Raw genomic sequence first — 18,249 nt, 5'->3', positions numbered from 1 at the left:
GTGGGGTTGGGGGGGCCCCCCCACGACCTCACTTGGTCCGGCGGGCGCGGTGCTTGGCGGAGCGGCGGAGCTGGAGGATCCGCGCGGTGCCGACCAGCGCGACCAGCAGGGCGCCGGCGAGCACCGCGAAGATCATCGCCACGCCCAGGGGCAGGTTCCCCGCCATCCACAGGAAGTGCACGGTCACGCTGTCGGAGTTCTGCACGATGAAGACGAGCAGGAAGACCAGCACGACCACCGCGACGACGACGGACACCCAGATCCCACCGGTCCGGGTCCGCGCCAACCGCTCCTCGTCGGCCCGCGTCCCGGCACCACCAACGCCCTCGTCCTTGTCCGCACCGTTCTCAACCATGCGGATCATCATCAACGCCAGCCGACCCCGAACTCCCCGGCGCACGCCGACCGGTCACCCGATCGGACGACAAGTGAAGGGCGTCGTACCTGGCCTCAGCCCCAGTTGCCGATGAGCGCAGCCGCCGGTTCGCCCGTCCCGAGGCTCGAGCGACGATGTTGTCCTCGTCGTCGGTGACCCGGATTTCGAAGATGTCCTCCTTGGGCAGCCGTTCGGCAGCTCGCGCGACAGCGGTCAAGCGGTCTCCGAGGCGGGCGGGTCGGAGGTAGTCGATGTGGATGGCGCTGACCACCCCGCTGTGCTCGGCGTCGTTCGCCGCAGCTGCCAGCGCAGCCCCTGCCACGGTGACGATGAACGCCCCGTGCGCCGTTCCGTGCGGGTTGAGGTGGTCCGGGGACACCGTCGCGGTCGCGTCGGCACGACCGCCGCCGTGACCGGTGACGGCGATTCCGAGGTGCTGCGCGTAGGCATCGACCGGCTGAGTGTGGGTCATCGTCTTCGTCTCTCCTGATCGCCTCGTCCAGCGGGTGCGAGCAACGGTCAATGCGCGCTCGTGATGTCGTCGAGGAGGACCTTCTTCTGCACCTTTCCCAGCGGAGTGCGGGGGAACTCCTCGACGAAGCGGATCTCCCTGGGGCGCTTGTGCCATGACAGCTCGTCAGCGACGTGAGCGATGAGCTGATCGCCGAAGTGGCTGGTCGGCGCGACTTCGCCGCCGGGGTCGTCGACGATGACGAAAGCGACGATGCGTTGCCCCAGGTCCTCGTCGGGTACGCCGACGACGACCGCTTCGCCAACACCGGTGACGTTGCGCAGGCATTCTTCGACTTCGCCCGCACCGATCCGGTAGCCGCCGGATTTGATCAGATCGACCGACTCGCGGCCGACGATGCGGTGGAAGCCCTGTTCGTCGACGACCGCGAGATCACCCGTGATGAACCACCCGTCCTCGGTCCAGGACTCCTCGGTCGCTGTTGGCAGTCCGAGGTAGCCGTCGAACAGGGAAGGGCCCTGAACTTCCAGTCGCCCCACGGATTCTCCGTCGGCCGGCACCACGTCGCCGGTTTCGGTCCGAAGCCGGGTGGTGTAGCCGCTCAACGGGACACCGACCCAGCCCGGTCTGCGTTCGCCGTCGGCACGCGTGCTGAGAGCGATCAGCGTCTCGGTCATCCCGTACCGCTCGATGAGCGCGTGTCCGGTGAGCGCGCGGATGCGTTCGAAGGTCCGGACCGACAGGGGCGCGCTGCCGGAGATCAGCAGGCGCGCATCGCGCAGAGCCCGGGCGGACTCGGGATCGTCGGCGATTCGGTTCCAGATCGTCGGCACCCCGAAGAACACCGTTGCTCCGGCGGATGCGTAGTTGGCAGGGGTGGGGCTTCCCGTGTGCGCGAAAGGGGAACCGATGTGCAGGGAACCGAGCACGCCGAGGATCAGTCCGTGCGCGTGGAACAGCGGAAGTCCATGAGCGACCGTGTCCGCCGCGGTCCACTGCCAGGCCTCGGCCAGCGCTTCCACCCCGGAAGCGATCGCCGAGCGACTGATGAGCACTCCCTTGGGGACACCGGTAGTACCCGACGTGTAGAGGATCGCGGCGGTCTCGGAATCGGACGGCCGAGGTACCGGATCGGCCGTGCTGACGGCGCCGACGAGATCGACGGGTAGAGCGGTCAACGTCGGGGGCGCGGAGTCTCCCGCGAAGTGCGTCGCCCCCGAGTCGGTCAGCACGTGTTCGCGTTCGGCGACGCCCGCATCCGGCGCGATCGGCACGAACGGCACGCCAGCTGCGATGCATCCGACGACGGCGACGACAGTTCGCAGTGATCGATCGGCCTGGATCGCGATCGGGCCGCTGCCCCCTGGCAGTGACCGCGCGAAACCGCTGGCGGCGGCGACCAACTCCGCACGCGTGAGGCTGTCGCCGTCGATGGTCACCGCGGTGCGGCCCGGATCGACCAGAGGGCGGGTGAGCAGATCTGCGAGCAGCGACGTCATGTGAAGGCCTTCCCCGGAAGGATCAGGAGGAGCGTCAGCACGACCGGGCCGATGACGACCAGGGACATGCCCCACCAGGTGAGCAAGCGGGTCATTCGTGGACGCTGGGTGTCGTCGACCGTCGATGCCACGAGACTCGCTCCCACGGTCGAGAACGGCGACACGTCGACGATCGATGCGCACAGCCCGATGGCGCAGATCAGCGCCCACCCCGGGACTCCACCGTTGGCGATCAGCGGGAGCGCCAGCGGAACGAGGGCAGCCAGCATGCCCGTGGTCGATGCGAACGCCGATACCAGCCCGGCGACCACGCAGAGCAGGAGCGCAGCCAGCATTGGCACCCCCACGTGGGCCGCGTGCTCTCCCAGCGCGTCGAACACGCCCATCTCGGAGAGCACACCGACGTAGGTGATGATCCCGCCGACGAGGAGCACTGAGCCCCAATCGATCCGCGTCATCGCCTTCTTGGCCGCTGATGGCTCCACCAGCGCCAGGCAGGCTCCGAGGCCGAAGCACAGCACTCCGATGTCAGGCTCGCCGCCGAGCAGTGCGATGACGATCGTGAGGACGATCAGGATTCCGATGGCAGCCAAGGTCACGAGCTGCACGAGGGTGGGCCGCGACCGCTTCACGACGTCCGCCTCGGCTCGGATGTCGGCGGTCAACGTGGATTGGCCGTACTGCGACAGCGCGGGACCGACGTGCACGGCGCGCTGCTCCGGCTCGAGTTCCTGCGATGCCTGCTGACGCTGCTTGCCGAACAGCACGTAGGCGCCAGCGAGCAACACGAGGTTCACCAGCAACGCGACGCCGAACAACAGCATTGGGCTGATCGCGATACCTGCTTCCGCGGCCGTGCCGGTGGTGATGATGCCGAACAGGCTCGTCGGCGCGAACGCTCCCGCGCTCAGCCCGGTTCCCATCGCCAACCCCATGAGCATCGGATCGATCTTGCGCTCGTGGGCCACGCTCATGCCGATCGGAACGGTCACCAAGCCGCCCAGCGGCGCGCCCATGGCGGAGATCGTGGCGGTGAGGACGAAGAACGTCAGCGGTAGCAGGCGGTCCCGGTCGCCGACCCTGGCCAGTGCGGTGTCGACGAGCCACTGGATGGTGCCGTTGCTGTGCGCGATGCCGAAGAAGTACGTCACGCCCACCAGCAGAACGAGGATGCTCAGCGGGAATCCGGCGATGACGTCGTCCAAGGCCATGCCCGCCAGGCCGAGGCCGACCGCGCACGCGGCCGGGAACAGCACGATTCCGATGTTCACGTTCCGCATCGCCGCGACGGCGAACGCGAGGACGAAAACCCCGAAAGCGATCGATTGCGCCACGAGCTCAACCTCCTAGGGCCTTGCCTATCGGTCCACTGTGCGGCACACTGTGCTCCAGCGTGGACCGTGCGCTGTAAGCTAGTTCACTCTCAGGAAGGCGCGCAAGTGTCTGTCACGAACAGCGTCGTGTCGGCATTCCGGGTTCTCGAAGCGGTCGCAGAGGCCCAGCCCGTGGGACTTTCGGAGGTGGCGAGGGCCACCGAGCTGCCCAAGAGCACCACCCAGCGATGCCTGCTGACGCTGCAAGACGTCGGCTGGATCAGGCCTTCCGACACCACACCCGTGCGGTGGTCGATCAGCTACCACGCGATGGCGGTGTGCGGCAAGGACTCCAAGGAGTCCCTCCGCGAGGTGGCGCTGCCAGTGATGAGCGAGCTGCAGCTGTCGACGACGGAGACGATCCACCTGTGCGCGCCAGGCCGAAACGACCTGGTGCTCATCGAGCGGTTGGACACCGCGCACCCACTTCGGGCCTTCCTGCCGCTCGGCGCCAGGGCCCGGCTGCACAGCTCGGCGACGGGGCTGGCCTTCCTCGCCGCATCGACGGACGAGTTCATCGACGCGTACCTCGACGGCGAGCTCGTGGCGGACACCCCCGAGTCGATGACCGACCCCGGGCTCGTGCGCGAAGCGCTGAAGCGAACCAGGGAAGACGGATTTTCCCGCAACACCGGTGGTTTGAGCACGGGGATCAACTCGCTGGGCGCCGCGCTGCTCAACGCCCGGCACCAGCCGGTGGGCGCGATCTCGATCTCGGGGCCGAGCATTCGGATCACGCCCGACCGGTTCGACGCGCTCGGCCCGATGGTGCGCGAGGCAGCCGCACAGATCAGCACTCGGCTGGGAGCCGTGCACACGCCCTAGCAGCTAGGGATCCGCGTCGGAGTCGCGGACCAGGGCGCAGCACCCGTCGGTGGTGACGAGGCTCGAATTCGATCGTCGATGCCGGGTCAGCCGACGATGAGCGGCCGGAGGGTTCGGTGGGCGATGTCGAGGCCCTGGGTGATGCGGTCGTCGGTGCCGCCCCAGACGGGGTCTTCGTGCTCCACCGAGAGGGTTCCGGTGAAGCCGTGCTCGTAGAGCCGGTCCACCACCCGGGCCCAGTCGACCTGGCCCAGGCCGGGGACGCGGTAGCGCCACCAGCCCATGTCCCAGGGGTTGCCGCCCTTGTCGACCTTGCCGAAGAAGCCGTAGCGCTGCCGGGCGCGCGGGTCGAGTTCGACGTCCTTGGCCTGGGCGTGGACGATGCGGTCGACGTAGGGGGCGATGGTCTCCACCGGGTCGATGCCGATCCAGATCAGGTGCGACGGGTCCCAGTTCAGGTACAGCCCGAGCCCGAACATCCACTCCCACAGCTCCGGCGAGTACGCGAGGTTGCCCGGGTAGCCGTCGGGGTGCCAGCCCTCCATCACGCAGTTCTCGACGATGAGCTTCACGTCGCGCTCGCCGGCGTAGTCCACCAGTTCCGGGAAGATCCGCTCGGCCTCGGCGAGGTTGTCGGCCACCGGCTTCGTCCAATCGCGACCGATGAACGTGCCGACGTAGGGCACGCCGAGCGCTTGCGCCGCGTCGATCGCGTGCCGCAGGTGCGTGCGGATCTCCTCGCGCCGCACCGGATCAGGGTGCAGGTTGTTCTCGTAGTAGGCGAACGCCGACAGCGCCAGGCCGTGCTCGTCGAACAGCGCCAGGGTTTCCTCGACCTGCCGCGGACCGAAGTCGGCGACCGGCAGGTGCGCGGCTTCGAAGTCGCGGCCGCCGGTGCCGGGCCAGACCGCCACTTCCAGCGCTTCGTAACCGGCCTGCGCGGCCCAGCCGGCGATCCGGTCCAGCGTCCACTGCGGCAGGCACGCGGTGAGCATTCCGAGCTGCATGGTCACACCTTCGTCCAGGAGTTGTTGCGGGCGGAGCGGAGGACGGCGTCGACGAGCCGGGCCGAGCGCAGGCCGTCCTCGAACGTGGGCAGGCCTTCCGGGGAGGCGCCGTCGATCGCGGCGTAGGTGTCCGCGACGAACGCCTCGAAGCACTGGGCGTAGCCCTGCGCGTGCCCGGCCGGGAGCGTGGAAAGCCGCCGCTGCTCGGGTGATCCGTGCTCGGGGTCGCGGACCAGGATGCGGTTGCCGTCGGTGCCGCCGAGCCAGATCCGCTCCGGCTCCTCCTGGTCGAACACCGCGCTGCCCAGCGCGCCGTCGAGCTCGAACCACAACCGGTTCTTCCGCCCGGCCGCGACCTGCGAGATCGTCGCCGACCCCAGCACGCCGGAGGCCGTGCGCAGCAGCAACGCGGCCGAGTCCTCGGTGCGCACCTCGACCCGGTCGCCGGAGGCCGCGGCGGGCCCGGCGAAGGTCCGCCCGGCGGAGGCCGGCCGTGTCGGGATCGCGATGCTCAGCTCGGCGAGCAGGTCGCTGAAGGTCTCCCCCGACACCCACTCGACCAGGTCGCACCAGTGCGAACCGATGTCGGCGAAGGCCCGCGACGCACCGCCCAGCTCCGGGTCGACGCGCCAGCTGGAGGCGTCCGGCGAGAGCATCCAGTCCTGCAAGTAGCTGCCGTGCACCAGGTTCCAAGCGCCGAACTCGCCGGCCATGCGGCGCGCCCGGATCTCCCGCACCACCGGGTGGTAGCGGTAGACGAACGGAACCGCCGCCACCAGGCCGCTCGAACGGGCCGCGGCGGCCATCCGCTCGGCCTCGGCGAGCGAAACCCCCAGCGGTTTCTCGCAGATCACGTGCTTGCCCGCTTGCAACGCGGCTTCGGCGAACGGCGCGTGGGTGGCGTTGGGAGTGCACACGTGCACGACGTCGACGCGATCGTCGGCCAGCACATCGGCGAGTTCGCGGTACGCCGGCACTCCCCAGCTCGCGGCCACTTCGCTCGACCGCTGCGCCGAGGACGCGAGCACGCCGACCACGTCAGCACCGGCGAGCACGGCGGCGCGGCGGTGCACCTCGCCGATCATCCCGGCGCCCAGGATGGCCACGCCGCGACCGGACGGTCCAGGGCTCACGAGGAGCCTCCTTCGGTCGGATCGATTGACTTCCACGGGTGTCTCACGCCCGAATTACGTCGAGGTCAAAGTTAGATCTCCGCCTTTACGCCTACAAGAGCTACCATTTATTTTCTTCTCAGACATAAATCGGCGGGACGTCAGGAGCACGACGATGGGGTGGGAACCGGTCCGCTTGGCGGTGCCGAGGACGTCCGGACGCGCCGACGACAGCCTGGTGCACAGCAGCCTCGCGCGCCTGATCGCCTCGGGCGCGGCCGAGAGCAGGGTCGACCTGGTGCGCGCCACCGGCCTGTCGCGGTCCACTGTGCACAGTCATCTGGACGCGCTGATCACCGCCGGTGCCGTGGTCGAACGCGGACCGGTCGGCAGCGGCGGCCGGGGACGTCCCGCGCACCGCCTGGCGATCGCACCGCGCACCGGAGCCGTCCTCGCCGCCGACGTCGGCGTGCACAGCACCCGCCTCGCGGTCGCCGACCTCGGTCAGGACGTGCTCGCCGAGAGCGAGGTCGAGCTGGAGATCTCCGTCGGCCCGGAACGCTCGCTGGACGTGCTCACCGACCACCTGCGCAAGCTGCTCGCCGCCGCCGAGATGCCGCCGGAGAAGGTGAAAGCGCTGGTGATGGGCCTGCCCGGCCCGGTGGATTCGAAGCTGGGTATGCCCGTGCGGCCACCGATCATGCCCGGCTGGGACGGCTTCCCGGTCGCCGAGACGATGGCCGACCGGTTCTCCTGCACCGCCTCGGTGGACAACGACGTCAACCTGATGGCACTCGGCGAGGCCCGCGCGCTGCCGGTCGAGGAATCCCCCCTGCTGTTCCTCAAGGTCGGCACCGGGATCGGCGGCGGCATCGTCTCGGCCGGCGGCGAGCTGCACCGCGGTTCCGACGGCGCGGCCGGCGACATCGGGCACATCCGGGTGCCGGGCGCCGACGACGTGGTCTGCCAGTGCGGCAACGTCGGCTGCGTCGAAGCCGTCGCCTCCGCCGACGCCGTGCTGCGCGCGCTGCGCACCGAGGACGGAGGGCCGCGCAACGTGGAAGACCTGGCCCAGCTGCTGCGCGACGGTGATGCCACCGCCGTGCGGCAGGTGCGCACCGCAGCGGCGACGATCGGCGAGGTCGTGGCCATGCTGGTGCACTTCTACAACCCGAAGCGGATCGTCCTGGGCGGGCTCATCACCGCAGCTGCCGACGACCTGCTCGCCGGGATCCGCAGCGTCGTCTACCGCCGCGCCCTGCCGCTGGCCACCCGCAACCTGTCGCTGGCCAACAGCACGCTGGGCCGCTCCGCCGGCCTGGCCGGTGCGGTGGTCGCGGGGATCGAAAACGTGCTCTCCGCCGACGGAATCCGCGGACTGTTGCACGAGATGCCTTGACACGCCGCGTGCGCACGGCTGACCATTTGATCGTCTCACGCCGCAGTTCGACCGGTGACCGGATGCCGTCCGGGGCACCGCAGACGGACCTGCGAAGCGGAGAGACCATGCCACCGAAACGCGCACCCTCCTGGGCGATCCTCGCCACCACCGCGGCGATCGCCCTCACCAGCTGCACCAGCGCCCCGGCCACCGGACCGGTCGGCGAGCACGCACCCCAGGCCCCCGTGCTCGACCCGGCGATCGCCAACGGCGCCAGCGGTGACGTCACGATCTGCGGGAACCGGGACAACGGGACCTTCACAACCCTCGTGGAATCGTTCAACGCCAAGCGAACCGGCGTCACCGCGCACTACCGCGAGCTCGGGCAGGACACCGACTCGACCCGCGCGCAGGCCATCCAGCGCCTGGAGGGCGGGTCCCGCGGCTGCGACATCTACCTGATGGACGTGACCTGGGTCAGCGAATGGGCCGCGCAGGGCTGGATCCAGGACCACAGCCGACTGGTCGAGGAGCACCGCGCCGACCTCATACCGTCCACATTGGAAACCGCGCGCTACGACGACCGCTACTGGGCGGTGCCGCTCTACACCAACGCGGGCCTGCTGTTCTACCGCCAGGACCGGGTGCCGCCGCCGACCACCTGGTCCCAGGTCTACGCCAACGCCGCGTCCGACCCGCAGCACGAGGTCGAGATGCAGGCCAAGCGCTACGAAGGCCTCACCGTGAACTTCCTGGAGATGCTCTACTCCGCGGGCGGTTCGGTGATCGACGAGGACGGCAACGTCACCGTCGACTCCCCGCAGACCCGCGCCGTGCTGCGGCTGATGACCTCCGGGCTGGACTCCGGAGCCGTCGACCGCGCGAGCCTGACCTACGACGAGGACTCCGGACGGCGGGCCTACGAGTCCGGCGGCGCCGGCTACCTCCGGCAGTGGCCGAGCGCGTTCAGCCAGATCAAGCAGACCGGAGCCGGACCGGGCACCGCGGCGGCGCCGCTGCCCGCCTTCGACGAGCGCAGCGAACCCGCGGCGGTGCTGGGCGGCTGGAACCTCGCCATCGCCGCGAAGGCCGACAACCCCGCCGGCGCGGTGGCGGTCATCGACCACGCCACCAGCGCCGAGTTCCAGAAGACCATGGTGCTGGAGCACTCCCAGGCCCCGGTGCGCGCCGCGACCTACGACGATCCGCAGGTCATCGCCGAACTGCCGTTCATCCCCCAGCTCAAGAAGTCGGTGCTCAGCGCCCGGCCCCGCCCGAAATCACCGGTGTACGCGCAGCTGTCGCGGGCGATCTACAAGAACGTCCACCAGGTGATCTCCGGGCAGACCGACGTCGAGTCGGGCGTGCGGAAGATGGCCGCCGACATCCGGACCGCGCAGGAGACCTTCTGATGACCACGACGACCCCGACCCGCCGGCGCCGCCGGGTCGACCAGCAGCAGCGGCGCACCGCGGTGTGGATGGTCTCGCCCGCGCTGGTGGTGATGTTCCTGGTGGCCGCGGTGCCGATCGGCTACGCGGTGTGGCTGTCGCTGAACGTCTACAGCGTGCGGCAGGCCGGCCTGTCCCAGTTCGTGGGGCTGACCAACTACTGGAACGCGCTGACCTCGCCGGAGTGGTGGGAGGCGTTCCGCCAGACGCTGTTCTTCGCGGTCGTGTCGGTGGGGTTGGAGATCGTGCTCGGCGTCGCGATGGCCCTGCTGCTGAACATGGCCTTCCGCGGTCGAGGATTGCTGCGTTCCACGCTGCTGGTCCCCTACGCCGTGCTGACCGTGGTCTCGGCGATCACCTGGCAGGCGATGTTCGACTCCAACCTCGGCCTGGTGACCGGGGTGCTGCGCGCGCTCGGCCTGCCCGGTGGTGAGCACGTGTGGCTGGCCGAGCCCGGTTACGCGATGGCCGTGATCATCGTCGCCGACGTGTGGAAGACCGCGCCGTTCGTCGCGCTGCTCGTGCTGGCCGGGCTGCAGGTCATCCCGCCCGACGTCTACGAGGCGGCCGACCTGGACGGCGCCACCCGGTGGCAGACGTTCTGGCGGGTCACGCTGCCGCTGCTGCGCCCGGCGATCGCGCTGGCCGCGATCTTCCGGCTGCTGGACGCGCTGCGGATCTTCGACCTGCCGTTCGTGCTGACCAAGGGCGCCAGCGGCACCGAAACCATGTCCATGCTCGCCTACCAGGAGCTGCGCGAGGGACGGCTGATCGGGCCCGGTTCCGCGCTGTCCATCCTGACCTTCGCCACCGTCATGGTGGTGTCCCTGGTCTACATCCGCTTCGCCGGCGGCAACATCCGCGACGTGGCGAAGGACGGCCGATGAGCAGCGCTCCCCCGGCCCGCGAGGAAATGGAGATCTGATGGCCACCGTCCTCGTCCCCGCCCCGACCACCACGTCGACACCCCCACCCGCCGGCCGCCGGGACCGGCCGCGACCGCTGACGCTGGTCTTCGCCGTGCTGGTGATGCTGGCCTCGCTGGTGCCGTTCTACTGGCTGATCAACACCTCGCTGAAGACCGGCGCCGAGCTGTCCTCGGGCACCCTGTTCCCCACCGCGCCATCGCTGCAGAACTACGCCGAAGTCCTGCAGGACGGGGAATTCCTGACCGCACTGCGCAATTCCGTCATCGTCGGCGTGGTCACCACCTCGCTGGCCCTGCTGCTGGCCTCGTTCGCCGCCTACGCGCTGGCCCGTCTCAAGCTCCCGCGCAAGGGGCTGATCCTCGGCGCCGTGCTGTCGGTGACCACGTTCCCGGTCATCGCGATCGCGGCCCCGATGTTCAAGATCTGGAGCGACCTGGGCATCTACGACACGCTGCTCGGCCTGATCGTCCCGAAGCTGACCTTCGCGCTGCCGATGGCGATCTTCGTGCTCACCTCGTTCTTCCGCGAAATCCCCTTCGAACTGGAGGAATCCGCGCTGATCGACGGTGCAACCCCGTTCCAGGCGTTCCGCAAGGTGATCCTGCCGCTGGCGGTGCCGGGCATCGCGACCACCGCGATCCTGGTGTTCATCTCGGTGTGGAACGAGTTCCTGCTCGCGGTCACGCTGACCTCCACCCCGGACGCCCGCACCGTGCCGGTGGCCATCGCGTTCTTCTCCGGCACCAACGAGTTCGACCAACCCATCGGCACCATCAGCGCGGCCTCGGTGATCGTCACCCTGCCCCTCCTGCTGCTGGTGCTGATCTTCCAGAAGCGCATCGTCGCCGGTCTGACCACCGGCGCGATCAAAGGTTGAAACACCCGCACAAGGTGAAGGAGACCGTATCCATGAGTCCGATCCGGGTCGGCGTCGTCGGTATCGGTTGGGCCGGCCAGCAGCACCTGGCCGCCTACCGCGACCTGCCGGATGTCGAGATCGTCGCGATCGCGGGCAAGGAACCGGAGCTGCTGCGCTCGCTCGGCGAGCAGTACGGGGCTTCGATGCTGTTCGAGAACTGGGAGAACCTGCTCGAGGTCCCCGATCTCGACGCGGTCAGCATCGCGGTTCCGACCTTCCTGCACGCGCCGATCGCCATCGCCGCGCTCAAGCGCGGACTGCACGTGCTCAGCGAGAAACCCTTGGCCCGCAACGCTGTTGAAGGCGAGCAGATGGTCGACGCGGCCCGCTCCGCGGGTCGGGTGCTGGACGTGGTGTTCAACCACCGGCTGCGCGGTGACATCCAGGCGCTCGGCGAGATCATCCGGCGAGGCGAGCTGGGTCGGCCGTACTACGCGAAGGCGTCCTGGATGCGCCGTCGCGGCATCCCGCTGCTGGGCAGCTGGTTCACCAACCAGGAGATGTCCGGCGGCGGACCGCTGGCCGACATCGGCGTGCACGTGCTGGACTACGCGCTGCACCTGCTCGGCGAGCCACGCGTCCTGTCCGTCAGCGCGGTCACCTACTCGGAACTCGGGCCTCGCGGAATCGGCGGCATGAAGCGGGAAACGGCCGACCAGAGCATCTCCGAGTACGAGGTGGAGGACTTCGCGTCCGCGTTCGTTCGCTTGGAGGGCGGCGGCACGCTGGTGCTGGAGACCTCCTGGGCAGCGTTCCGCAGCCCGGACGACCTGATCGACTTCAGCGTCCTCGGCACCGACGGCGGCGCCGAGCTCAAGGCCGTCGGAGCGACGAAGGCGCTGGTCGGCGACATGCACGTGTACCGCGACGTGGACGGCGAGATCGCCGACTACCAGCCCACGGCCGAACCCGGCCGCGCACACGCCGGGGTGGTGGAGAACTTCGTCCGCACCCTCCGCGACCCGGCGCAGTGGCCCGCCAACGACGGCTCCCTCGCACTGAAACGAGCACGGGTCATCGACGCCTGCTACCAGTCCGCCGCCGAGAAGCGAGAGGTCACCGTCGAATGAGCGAGCTGCGCATCACCGTCTGGAACGAAGGCGTCCACGAGTCCACGAAGGCCCCTGCCGGGATGGACGAGTACTACCCCAACGGCATCCACGGCGCCCTCGCCGCCGGGATCAGCGAGCAGCTGCCGGACTCGACCGTGCGCACCGCGCTGCTCAGCGACCCCGAGCACGGACTGCCCGAGGAGGTGCTGGCCGACACCGACGTCCTGCTCTGGTGGGGCCACAAGGCCCACGACCAGGTCGACGACGCGGTCGTGCACCGGGTGCAGCAGCACGTGCTCGCCGGCATGGGGCTGCTGGTCCTGCACTCCGGGCACTTCTCGAAGATCTTCACCCGCATGCTGGGCACCACCTGCTCGCTGAGCTGGCGAAACGCGGCCGAGCGCGAGGTGGTGTGGACGGTGGACCCGACGCACCCGATCGCCGAGGGCGTGCCCAACCCGCTGGTGATCCCGGAGCAGGAGACCTACGGCGAGTTCTTCGACATCCCGGCCCCGGACGAGCTGATCTTCATCAGCTCCTTCACCGGCGGCGAGGTCTTCCGCTCCGGCGTCACCTTCAACCGCGGCAAGGGCCGGATCTTCTACTTCAGCCCGGGCGACGAGCGCTACCCGGTCTACAACCAACCGGAGATCAAGCACGTCCTGGCCAACGGAATCCGCTGGGCGGCCCAACCCGAAGTCGACCGCACCACCCCGAAGGTCTCCAACCCACCCCGCGACTGGTACTTGGAACGCTGAACCTGCGGGGCACCTTCGGCGGAAGGTGCCCCCGCCTGTCAAAGTCGCTGCACTGCCCGGAGGATAGGTTCCAGGGCGTCGATGATCGGGGTTGCCGTCGATGCTTCCGAGTCCGATTCGAACTCGCCGATCTCGACGCCGACGACTTCGCTCTCGGCCAGCACCTCGGCCGACCGGTGCAGTTCCGCGAGGCTTAACCCGCCGGGAACGTTGTAGTCGGTCGGCACGATGCCGGGTTCGAGCACGTCGCAGTCGAGGTGGACGTACACCGGACGACCGGCGATCGCACGTCGCAGCTCTGCGGGCAGCCCGTCGCCGACTCGGACCAGCCCGATCTCCCCGCGATCGAGCAGGCGCTGCTCCGGCGGGTCGATGTCGCGCGCGCCGACGAGGACTGCGTTCTCCGGCCGCAACCCGCTGCCGAGCCCGGAGTCCCACAGGCCGAGCGGACCGCTGAGGGCCAGGCCTCCCAAGTACCCGCTCGGCGAGGTCTGCGGCGTGTTGAGGTCCGCGTGGGCGTCGAACCACACCACTACCGCGTCGGGCCGATGAGCGGCGATCCTGGGCAAGGTCGCGAGCGCGACCGAGCAACGGCTCAGCGCGGTCACCGGGACGCCTCCGTCGGCGAGCAGCTGCTCGTACCGCCGGGACATGGCCTGCATTTCCGGCAGAGCCGCAGCGAGTTCTTCCGCCCACCCCACCGACAGTGCCGGACGCGGTTCGCCGATGACGGCCGGCTCGGCACCGAAGCGCGCGGCGAGACCCGCCGCCACGACCCGCGAACCGGTCATCGCCCGGTCGTTGTGGTCACCTGCGCGCCCGGCGAAGTGGGTCAGCGCCGGCACGGTGCTGGCAGCGCGATGCGTCGCGGTCATGCGGCTCCTCCAGAGGAATTCGGCGAGCGCTCATTCTTCGAAACCCGCGAGCCTGTTGTCGAGGGAATTGTCAACCCCGCAGCTCGGGGAGAGCACAGCCGGGAAGTCGGCTGCTTCCGGCGCTCTGACAACATCGCCCCATGAACACGGATCAGCCGGTCGCGCTCGTCACCGGTTCGACGTCGGGGATCGGCGAGGCCATCGCACGTCGCTTCGCCGCCGACGGAGCTCTCGTCGTAGTCCACTCGCGGACCAGCCGGGACACCGGCCTGCGCCTGGCGCGAGAGCTCAACGGCATCTACGTGCAGGCCGACCTCGCCGACGAGCACGAGAGCGAGCAGCTGGTCGAGCGCGCGCTCGACCAGTGCGGGCGGCTCGACGTGCTGGTCAACAATGCCGGAATCAGCTGGCCGATTCCGCACGCCGATCTCGCCGCCGCGACCACATCAGACTGGCGGCGCTTGCTGGAGGTCAATCTCATCGCCCCGTGGGTGCTCTGCACAGCAGCGCAGCCGGCACTTCGCGCATCCACCCAGCCGGGCGGTGGCAGCATCGTGAACATCACCAGCCACGCCGGGGTCCGCCCGAAGGGATCGTCGATCCCCTACGCCGCGAGCAAGGCCGCGCTCAACCACGTGACCAAACTGCTGGCAGCGGCGCTGGCACCGGAGATCCGGGTGAACGCGGTCGCACCCGGCTTGGTCGACACGCCGATGACGCAGGACTGGACCGAAGCCCACGCCCTGTGGAACGAGAAGGCCCCGATGCGACGCCCGGCCCAGCCGTCCGACGTCGCCGACCTGGTCGCGTCCCTCTGCGCCAGCACGTACCTGACCGGCGAAGTGATCATGCTCGACGGAGGCCTCAACCTCCGCTGACCCCGACGACGCAGCGAGGGCCCTTGCTGCCGACGTGTTCAGCAGGAAGGGCCCTCCACTCAGGATTTGGTATTGGCAGACATCAGGGTTGGCACCCGCACCGCCACGCAGAACGAGTTCGGGGACAAGCCCTTACGGGGTGATGCTGAGGATCTGGTCGTCGTCGGGGCCTGGTTCTCCGTTGTTGTCCTGGTTCGAGGTCGTCACCCAGAGGGTGCCGTCCGGGGCCGCGACCGGGGTTCGGAGGCGGCCGTACTCGCCCTGGAACAGCGACTTCGGTTCGCCGACCGTGCCGTCGCCGTTGAGCGGGATCTGCCAGAGGCGCTGGCCGCGCAGGGCCGCGACGTAGAGGTTGTCGCCGTGGACCGCCAGGCCGCTGGGCGAGGAGTCCTTGACCGACCAGGTGACCAGCGGATCCACGTACTCGCCGTTGCCGCACTCGCCTTCGCAGTCGGGCCAGCCGTAGTTCTTGCCGCCCTCGATCAGGTTGACCTCGTCCCAGGTGGCGTCGCCGAGTTCCGACGAGTAGAGCCGGCCTGCGCCGTCCCAGCCGAGGCCTTGCGGGTTGCGGTGGCCGATCGAGTAGACCACCGAGTCGCCGAACGGGTTGTCCGGCGCGGGTTTTCCGTCGGGGGTCATGCGCAGGATCTTGCCGTTGAGCGAGTTCAGGTCCTGCGCGGTGCCCTTGTCCTGGGCGTCGCCGGTGGTGGCGTAGAGCATGCCGTCGGGGCCGAAGGCCAGCCGGCCGCCGTTGTGGTAGCGGTTCTTCGCGATGCCGGTCAGGATCGGTTGCGGGACTTCGCCGAGGCGCAGCTTGGCGATCCGGTTGTCCTCGCTGGTGCTGTAGTAGACGAACACGGTCCGGTCGGACTCGAACCCCGGCGACACGGCCAGGCCCAGCAGCCCGCCCTCGCCATCGGTCGGCTCCGACTCGTCGATCTTCTGCACCTCGGTGACCTGGCCGTCCTTGAGGGACATGATCTGCCCGGTGTCGCGCTGGGTGAACAGCGCCGAACCGTCGGGCAGGAACGCCAGTCCCCACGGGATGTCCAGGTTCTTGGCCACCGGCTCGACCTCGGCCGCGGCGGCGGCCGGGGTGAGGGCCAGCATGAGCGCGGCGACGATCGCGCACGTCCGACGGATCATCAACGACCTCCTCCCCTTCGCGTGCGCAGGAGCGCGCGCGAATCTCGTGGCGAGGCGGCGGATCACCACTGGTGATCCCAGCACGCGCGGGCCCCGGCGCATACCGCCAGCAGGAGGTAGTCAGCCGGCCTGCGCGGGCGAGTAGTGCTTGGGGTCGTCGCGGCGATCCGGCGGTGGGAGGTTGCGGGGCGGCGTTTCGACCAGCGGCGCGTCGGCCGGCGCTTTGCCTCGAACGCGGCGCCACGCGGCTCGGGCGCGCGGGTGGTAGCGCCGCTCGAACGGCACGAAGCGCCAGACGACGGCGAGCGCTCGGCCGACGACGCGCATCAGCCGCTCGTCGCGCGCGGTCCAGCGGTAGCCGAGCTTGTCCCTGATGGCCTGGTCGTAGAGGCCGACGGTGAGCCAGGTGAAACCGCGGCCGATAGGGATGCGCGCGAGCTTCCACAGCGGTTCCGGCAGCCACCGCATCGTGGGCGGCTTGCCGATCCGGGAGAGGTCCAGGACGTCGCGGGTCGCCTTGTTGTCCTCCAGGACCTCGCGGCACATGTGGTCCCAGTACCGCTGGAAGCTCGGCCAGTCCGGCGGCACCGGGCGCATGCTCATCCCGTACAGCCGGTACCACTGCACGCCCTCGGCGTAGACCTGCGCCTTCTGCTCCTCGCTGAGCGGTTCGCCGAAGTGCTCGTTGATCAGGATCGGCATCACCAGGAAGGTCGAGTGCGCCCAGAAGTAGGTGTCCGGGTTGAGCGCGTGGTAGGGCCGCCCGTGCTTGTCGACGCCCTTGATCGTGTCGTGGTACCCGCGCACCTGCCGAGCGGTCTGCTCCGCGCGCGGACCGTCGTAGACCACGCCACCGATCGGGTACAGCGACCGGTAGAGCCGTTCCCAGCGCTCGTCGAAGAACTGCGAGTGCTCATCCACGCCCGCGCCCAGCTGGGGGTGCATGTTCTGCATCGACCCGGCCCACAGCGCGAGCAGCAGCCCGCGCCAGTCCCCGAAGTAGCGCCACATCAGCGAGTCCGGACCGAGCGGTGTCGGCTTCGACATCGGCGCTCCCTCCCAATGTGAGGACACCTGTTGGCAAAAATAGGATCGCCCGGTCCTCGCGTCAATCGCCCCAACGGGCCCCGGCAACCCGCCCACGACCAGCGCGGACGTCCACCCACCTACACTCGGGGTGGACGCGAGCAGGAAGGCCCCTGATTGATGAGCAAGAACCAACTCACCACCCTGCTGGTGCGCACGCTGCTGTTCTTCGTCATCGCGGTGGTGCTGGGCTTCATCTCGGGCTGGCCGGTCTACGCCTTCATCGCGGTCGCCCTGACCGGTGGTGCCGCACTGGTCCAGCTGGGCGGCGTGCTGTACCTGGCGCGCAAGGAGCGGGAGAACCCCGGGACCGCGAAGGCGCCGGTCAAGCCCGAGGGCTTCATCTGATCGACTTTGCCGACAAGTACCCCCCTGGGGTATAAAGGCATCGGGATTCCGAGGAGGTGCCGATGCACGGCTACACGCACGACAAGGACAACTACGCCAAGCGGCTCCGGCGGGTCGAGGGCCAGGTGCGCGGCCTGGCGCGGATGATCGACAACGACGAGTACTGCATCGACGTGCTCACCCAGATCTCGGCCACCACCAAGGCCCTGCAGGCCGTGGCGTTGGGACTGCTGGACGAGCACCTCAAGCACTGCGTGTCCGAAGCGCTGACCGAGGGCGGCGAGCAGGCCGAGGAGAAGGTCCGCGAGGCCAGCGACGCCATCGCCCGACTGGTGAAGTCCTGACGCCCGGCAAACCCAGCCCCGGTATGGTAAGCGGCGTGCGCGAACGTCCGGGCCTGCTCCGCTGGGGACTCCTGCTGGTCCTCGCGTTCTGCGTCGTGCTCATGCACCACGTCCCGGCGCAGCAGCACGAGCAGACCCACGCGCCGCAGCCACCGGCCGCAGTCGCCATGCACGCGGGAGCGGCCGAGCACCACGAGCAGCCCGCGCCGGCTCCGGACGACCACGGTGCGCTGCACCTGTGCCTGGCGATCATGCTCGGCTTCCTGGTGCTGCTGCTCCCCCAGCTCAGCCGAGCCATCCGCGCTGCGGCCGTGCTGCCGCGCTACCTCGCAGCAGCTCTGCCCGCACTCCTCCCCCCGCCGTTACCCGTTCCGCGAAGACTCGCGGCGCTGTGCGTGCTTCGTCGCTGATCGGCAGC

At 69.3% G+C, this 18,249-nt stretch carries 20 protein-coding genes; 11 read left to right on the top strand and 9 right to left on the bottom strand.

Annotated elements, in window-relative coordinates:
* Positions 1 to 28: 28 nt before the first annotated feature.
* From OU415_RS29645 to OU415_RS29630, 4 genes are read right to left on the bottom strand one after another with little or no spacing between them, the layout of a single operon-like run.
* The gene (locus tag OU415_RS29645; RefSeq protein WP_270952662.1) at positions 29 to 355 is read right to left on the bottom strand and encodes a LapA family protein; all 327 of its coding nucleotides are present in this window, start codon (positions 353 to 355) and stop codon (positions 29 to 31) included.
* Positions 348 to 848: a PaaI family thioesterase gene (locus tag OU415_RS29640; RefSeq protein WP_270952660.1), complete on the bottom strand. Its 501-nt coding sequence runs from the start codon at positions 846 to 848 to the stop codon at positions 348 to 350. Before OU415_RS29640 ends, OU415_RS29645 begins: the two co-directional genes overlap by 8 nt.
* A 47-nt stretch (positions 849 to 895) precedes the next feature.
* Positions 896 to 2,347: an AMP-binding protein gene (locus tag OU415_RS29635; protein ID WP_270952658.1), complete on the bottom strand. Its 1,452-nt coding sequence runs from the start codon at positions 2,345 to 2,347 to the stop codon at positions 896 to 898.
* On the bottom strand, positions 2,344 to 3,681 hold the full coding sequence (locus tag OU415_RS29630) for an SLC13 family permease (RefSeq protein ID WP_270952657.1): 1,338 nt from the start codon (positions 3,679 to 3,681) through the stop codon (positions 2,344 to 2,346). Before OU415_RS29630 ends, OU415_RS29635 begins: the two co-directional genes overlap by 4 nt.
* Positions 3,682 to 3,786: 105 nt before the next feature.
* On the opposite strand from OU415_RS29630, the gene OU415_RS29625 reads away from it, so the two are divergent.
* A complete protein-coding gene (locus OU415_RS29625) occupies positions 3,787 to 4,545 on the top strand; it encodes an IclR family transcriptional regulator (RefSeq protein WP_270952656.1) in 759 nt (252 codons plus the stop codon).
* Between the two features lie 86 nt (positions 4,546 to 4,631).
* Here OU415_RS29625 and OU415_RS29620 read toward each other — a convergent pair whose 3' ends face one another.
* Together OU415_RS29620 and OU415_RS29615 are read right to left on the bottom strand one after the other, a co-directional pair.
* Positions 4,632 to 5,552: a sugar phosphate isomerase/epimerase family protein gene (locus OU415_RS29620; RefSeq protein WP_270952655.1), complete on the bottom strand. Its 921-nt coding sequence runs from the start codon at positions 5,550 to 5,552 to the stop codon at positions 4,632 to 4,634.
* A gap of 2 nt (positions 5,553 to 5,554) precedes the next feature.
* Positions 5,555 to 6,685: a Gfo/Idh/MocA family protein gene (locus tag OU415_RS29615; protein WP_270952654.1), complete on the bottom strand. Its 1,131-nt coding sequence runs from the start codon at positions 6,683 to 6,685 to the stop codon at positions 5,555 to 5,557.
* A gap of 154 nt (positions 6,686 to 6,839) precedes the next feature.
* Here OU415_RS29615 and OU415_RS29610 point away from each other — a divergent pair, with 154 nt between their 5' ends.
* From OU415_RS29610 to OU415_RS29585, 6 genes are all read left to right on the top strand, one after another.
* Positions 6,840 to 8,063, top strand: coding sequence for an ROK family transcriptional regulator (locus OU415_RS29610; protein ID WP_270952652.1), 1,224 nt, complete (start codon positions 6,840 to 6,842; stop codon positions 8,061 to 8,063).
* A 107-nt stretch (positions 8,064 to 8,170) separates the two neighbouring features.
* Complete coding sequence (locus tag OU415_RS29605) at positions 8,171 to 9,457, top strand: ABC transporter substrate-binding protein (RefSeq protein ID WP_270952650.1); 1,287 nt, start codon at positions 8,171 to 8,173, stop codon at positions 9,455 to 9,457.
* Positions 9,457 to 10,383, top strand: coding sequence for a carbohydrate ABC transporter permease (locus OU415_RS29600; protein WP_270952649.1), 927 nt, complete (start codon positions 9,457 to 9,459; stop codon positions 10,381 to 10,383). Before OU415_RS29605 ends, OU415_RS29600 begins: the two co-directional genes overlap by 1 nt.
* A gap of 142 nt (positions 10,384 to 10,525) precedes the next feature.
* Complete coding sequence (locus tag OU415_RS29595; RefSeq protein ID WP_408641932.1) at positions 10,526 to 11,302, top strand: carbohydrate ABC transporter permease; 777 nt, start codon at positions 10,526 to 10,528, stop codon at positions 11,300 to 11,302.
* Positions 11,303 to 11,334: 32 nt separating this feature from the next.
* Complete coding sequence (locus tag OU415_RS29590) at positions 11,335 to 12,414, top strand: Gfo/Idh/MocA family protein (RefSeq protein WP_270952647.1); 1,080 nt, start codon at positions 11,335 to 11,337, stop codon at positions 12,412 to 12,414.
* Positions 12,411 to 13,154 carry a ThuA domain-containing protein gene (locus OU415_RS29585; protein WP_270952646.1) on the top strand — a complete coding sequence of 248 codons (744 nt, stop codon included), beginning with the start codon at positions 12,411 to 12,413 and terminating at the stop codon, positions 13,152 to 13,154. Before OU415_RS29590 ends, OU415_RS29585 begins: the two co-directional genes overlap by 4 nt.
* A gap of 38 nt (positions 13,155 to 13,192) precedes the next feature.
* On the opposite strand, the gene OU415_RS29580 is transcribed toward OU415_RS29585, so the two are convergent.
* The gene (locus OU415_RS29580) at positions 13,193 to 14,029 is read right to left on the bottom strand and encodes an arginase family protein (RefSeq protein WP_270952645.1); all 837 of its coding nucleotides are present in this window, start codon (positions 14,027 to 14,029) and stop codon (positions 13,193 to 13,195) included.
* Positions 14,030 to 14,169: 140 nt separating this feature from the next.
* On the opposite strand from OU415_RS29580, the gene OU415_RS29575 reads away from it, so the two are divergent.
* Positions 14,170 to 14,907, top strand: a complete 738-nt coding sequence (locus OU415_RS29575; protein ID WP_270952644.1) for an SDR family NAD(P)-dependent oxidoreductase — start codon at positions 14,170 to 14,172, stop codon at positions 14,905 to 14,907.
* A gap of 132 nt (positions 14,908 to 15,039) precedes the next feature.
* Here the strand turns inward: OU415_RS29575 and OU415_RS29570 are convergent, their stop codons facing one another.
* On the bottom strand, positions 15,040 to 16,053 hold the full coding sequence (locus OU415_RS29570; RefSeq protein WP_270952643.1) for a PQQ-dependent sugar dehydrogenase: 1,014 nt from the start codon (positions 16,051 to 16,053) through the stop codon (positions 15,040 to 15,042).
* Positions 16,054 to 16,173: 120 nt separating this feature from the next.
* Positions 16,174 to 17,100, bottom strand: coding sequence for an oxygenase MpaB family protein (locus tag OU415_RS29565; RefSeq protein WP_270952642.1), 927 nt, complete (start codon positions 17,098 to 17,100; stop codon positions 16,174 to 16,176).
* Positions 17,101 to 17,259: 159 nt separating this feature from the next.
* Between OU415_RS29565 and OU415_RS29560 the strand changes: the two genes are divergently transcribed.
* The 3 genes from OU415_RS29560 (at position 17,260) to OU415_RS29550 (ending at position 18,241) form a co-directional block, all read left to right on the top strand.
* Complete coding sequence (locus OU415_RS29560) at positions 17,260 to 17,487, top strand: hypothetical protein (protein ID WP_270952641.1); 228 nt, start codon at positions 17,260 to 17,262, stop codon at positions 17,485 to 17,487.
* 62 nt (positions 17,488 to 17,549) lie between these two features.
* Entirely contained in the window at positions 17,550 to 17,831 is a 282-nt protein-coding gene (locus tag OU415_RS29555) for a metal-sensitive transcriptional regulator (RefSeq protein WP_270952639.1), read from the top strand.
* A gap of 35 nt (positions 17,832 to 17,866) precedes the next feature.
* On the top strand, positions 17,867 to 18,241 hold the full coding sequence (locus tag OU415_RS29550) for a hypothetical protein (protein ID WP_270952637.1): 375 nt from the start codon (positions 17,867 to 17,869) through the stop codon (positions 18,239 to 18,241).
* The last annotated feature ends 8 nt before the right edge of the window (positions 18,242 to 18,249 follow it).

Source organism: Saccharopolyspora oryzae, from assembly GCF_027853915.1.
Taxonomy (GTDB): Bacteria; Actinomycetota; Actinomycetes; order Mycobacteriales; family Pseudonocardiaceae; genus Saccharopolyspora; species Saccharopolyspora oryzae.
Note: the sequence above shows the minus strand (reverse complement) of the source record. Positions and strands in the feature narration are given on the sequence as shown.

Excerpts from the sequence above, each read along its gene's own strand:
- OU415_RS29645 (WP_270952662.1), bottom strand. The coding sequence starts at position 355 with ATGGTTGAGAACGGTGCGGACAAGGACGAGGGCGTTGGTGGTGCCGGG.
- OU415_RS29640 (WP_270952660.1), bottom strand. The coding sequence starts at position 848 with ATGACCCACACTCAGCCGGTCGATGCCTACGCGCAGCACCTCGGAATC.
- OU415_RS29635 (WP_270952658.1), bottom strand. The coding sequence starts at position 2,347 with ATGACGTCGCTGCTCGCAGATCTGCTCACCCGCCCTCTGGTCGATCCG.
- OU415_RS29620 (WP_270952655.1), bottom strand. The coding sequence starts at position 5,552 with ATGCAGCTCGGAATGCTCACCGCGTGCCTGCCGCAGTGGACGCTGGAC.
- OU415_RS29610 (WP_270952652.1), top strand. The coding sequence starts at position 6,840 with ATGGGGTGGGAACCGGTCCGCTTGGCGGTGCCGAGGACGTCCGGACGC.
- OU415_RS29605 (WP_270952650.1), top strand. The coding sequence starts at position 8,171 with ATGCCACCGAAACGCGCACCCTCCTGGGCGATCCTCGCCACCACCGCG.
- OU415_RS29600 (WP_270952649.1), top strand. The coding sequence starts at position 9,457 with ATGACCACGACGACCCCGACCCGCCGGCGCCGCCGGGTCGACCAGCAG.
- OU415_RS29595 (WP_408641932.1), top strand. The coding sequence starts at position 10,526 with ATGCTGGCCTCGCTGGTGCCGTTCTACTGGCTGATCAACACCTCGCTG.
- OU415_RS29590 (WP_270952647.1), top strand. The coding sequence starts at position 11,335 with ATGAGTCCGATCCGGGTCGGCGTCGTCGGTATCGGTTGGGCCGGCCAG.
- OU415_RS29585 (WP_270952646.1), top strand. The coding sequence starts at position 12,411 with ATGAGCGAGCTGCGCATCACCGTCTGGAACGAAGGCGTCCACGAGTCC.
- OU415_RS29580 (WP_270952645.1), bottom strand. The coding sequence starts at position 14,029 with ATGACCGCGACGCATCGCGCTGCCAGCACCGTGCCGGCGCTGACCCAC.
- OU415_RS29575 (WP_270952644.1), top strand. The coding sequence starts at position 14,170 with ATGAACACGGATCAGCCGGTCGCGCTCGTCACCGGTTCGACGTCGGGG.
- OU415_RS29570 (WP_270952643.1), bottom strand. The coding sequence starts at position 16,053 with ATGATCCGTCGGACGTGCGCGATCGTCGCCGCGCTCATGCTGGCCCTC.
- OU415_RS29565 (WP_270952642.1), bottom strand. The coding sequence starts at position 17,100 with ATGTCGAAGCCGACACCGCTCGGTCCGGACTCGCTGATGTGGCGCTAC.
- OU415_RS29560 (WP_270952641.1), top strand. The coding sequence starts at position 17,260 with ATGAGCAAGAACCAACTCACCACCCTGCTGGTGCGCACGCTGCTGTTC.
- OU415_RS29555 (WP_270952639.1), top strand. The coding sequence starts at position 17,550 with ATGCACGGCTACACGCACGACAAGGACAACTACGCCAAGCGGCTCCGG.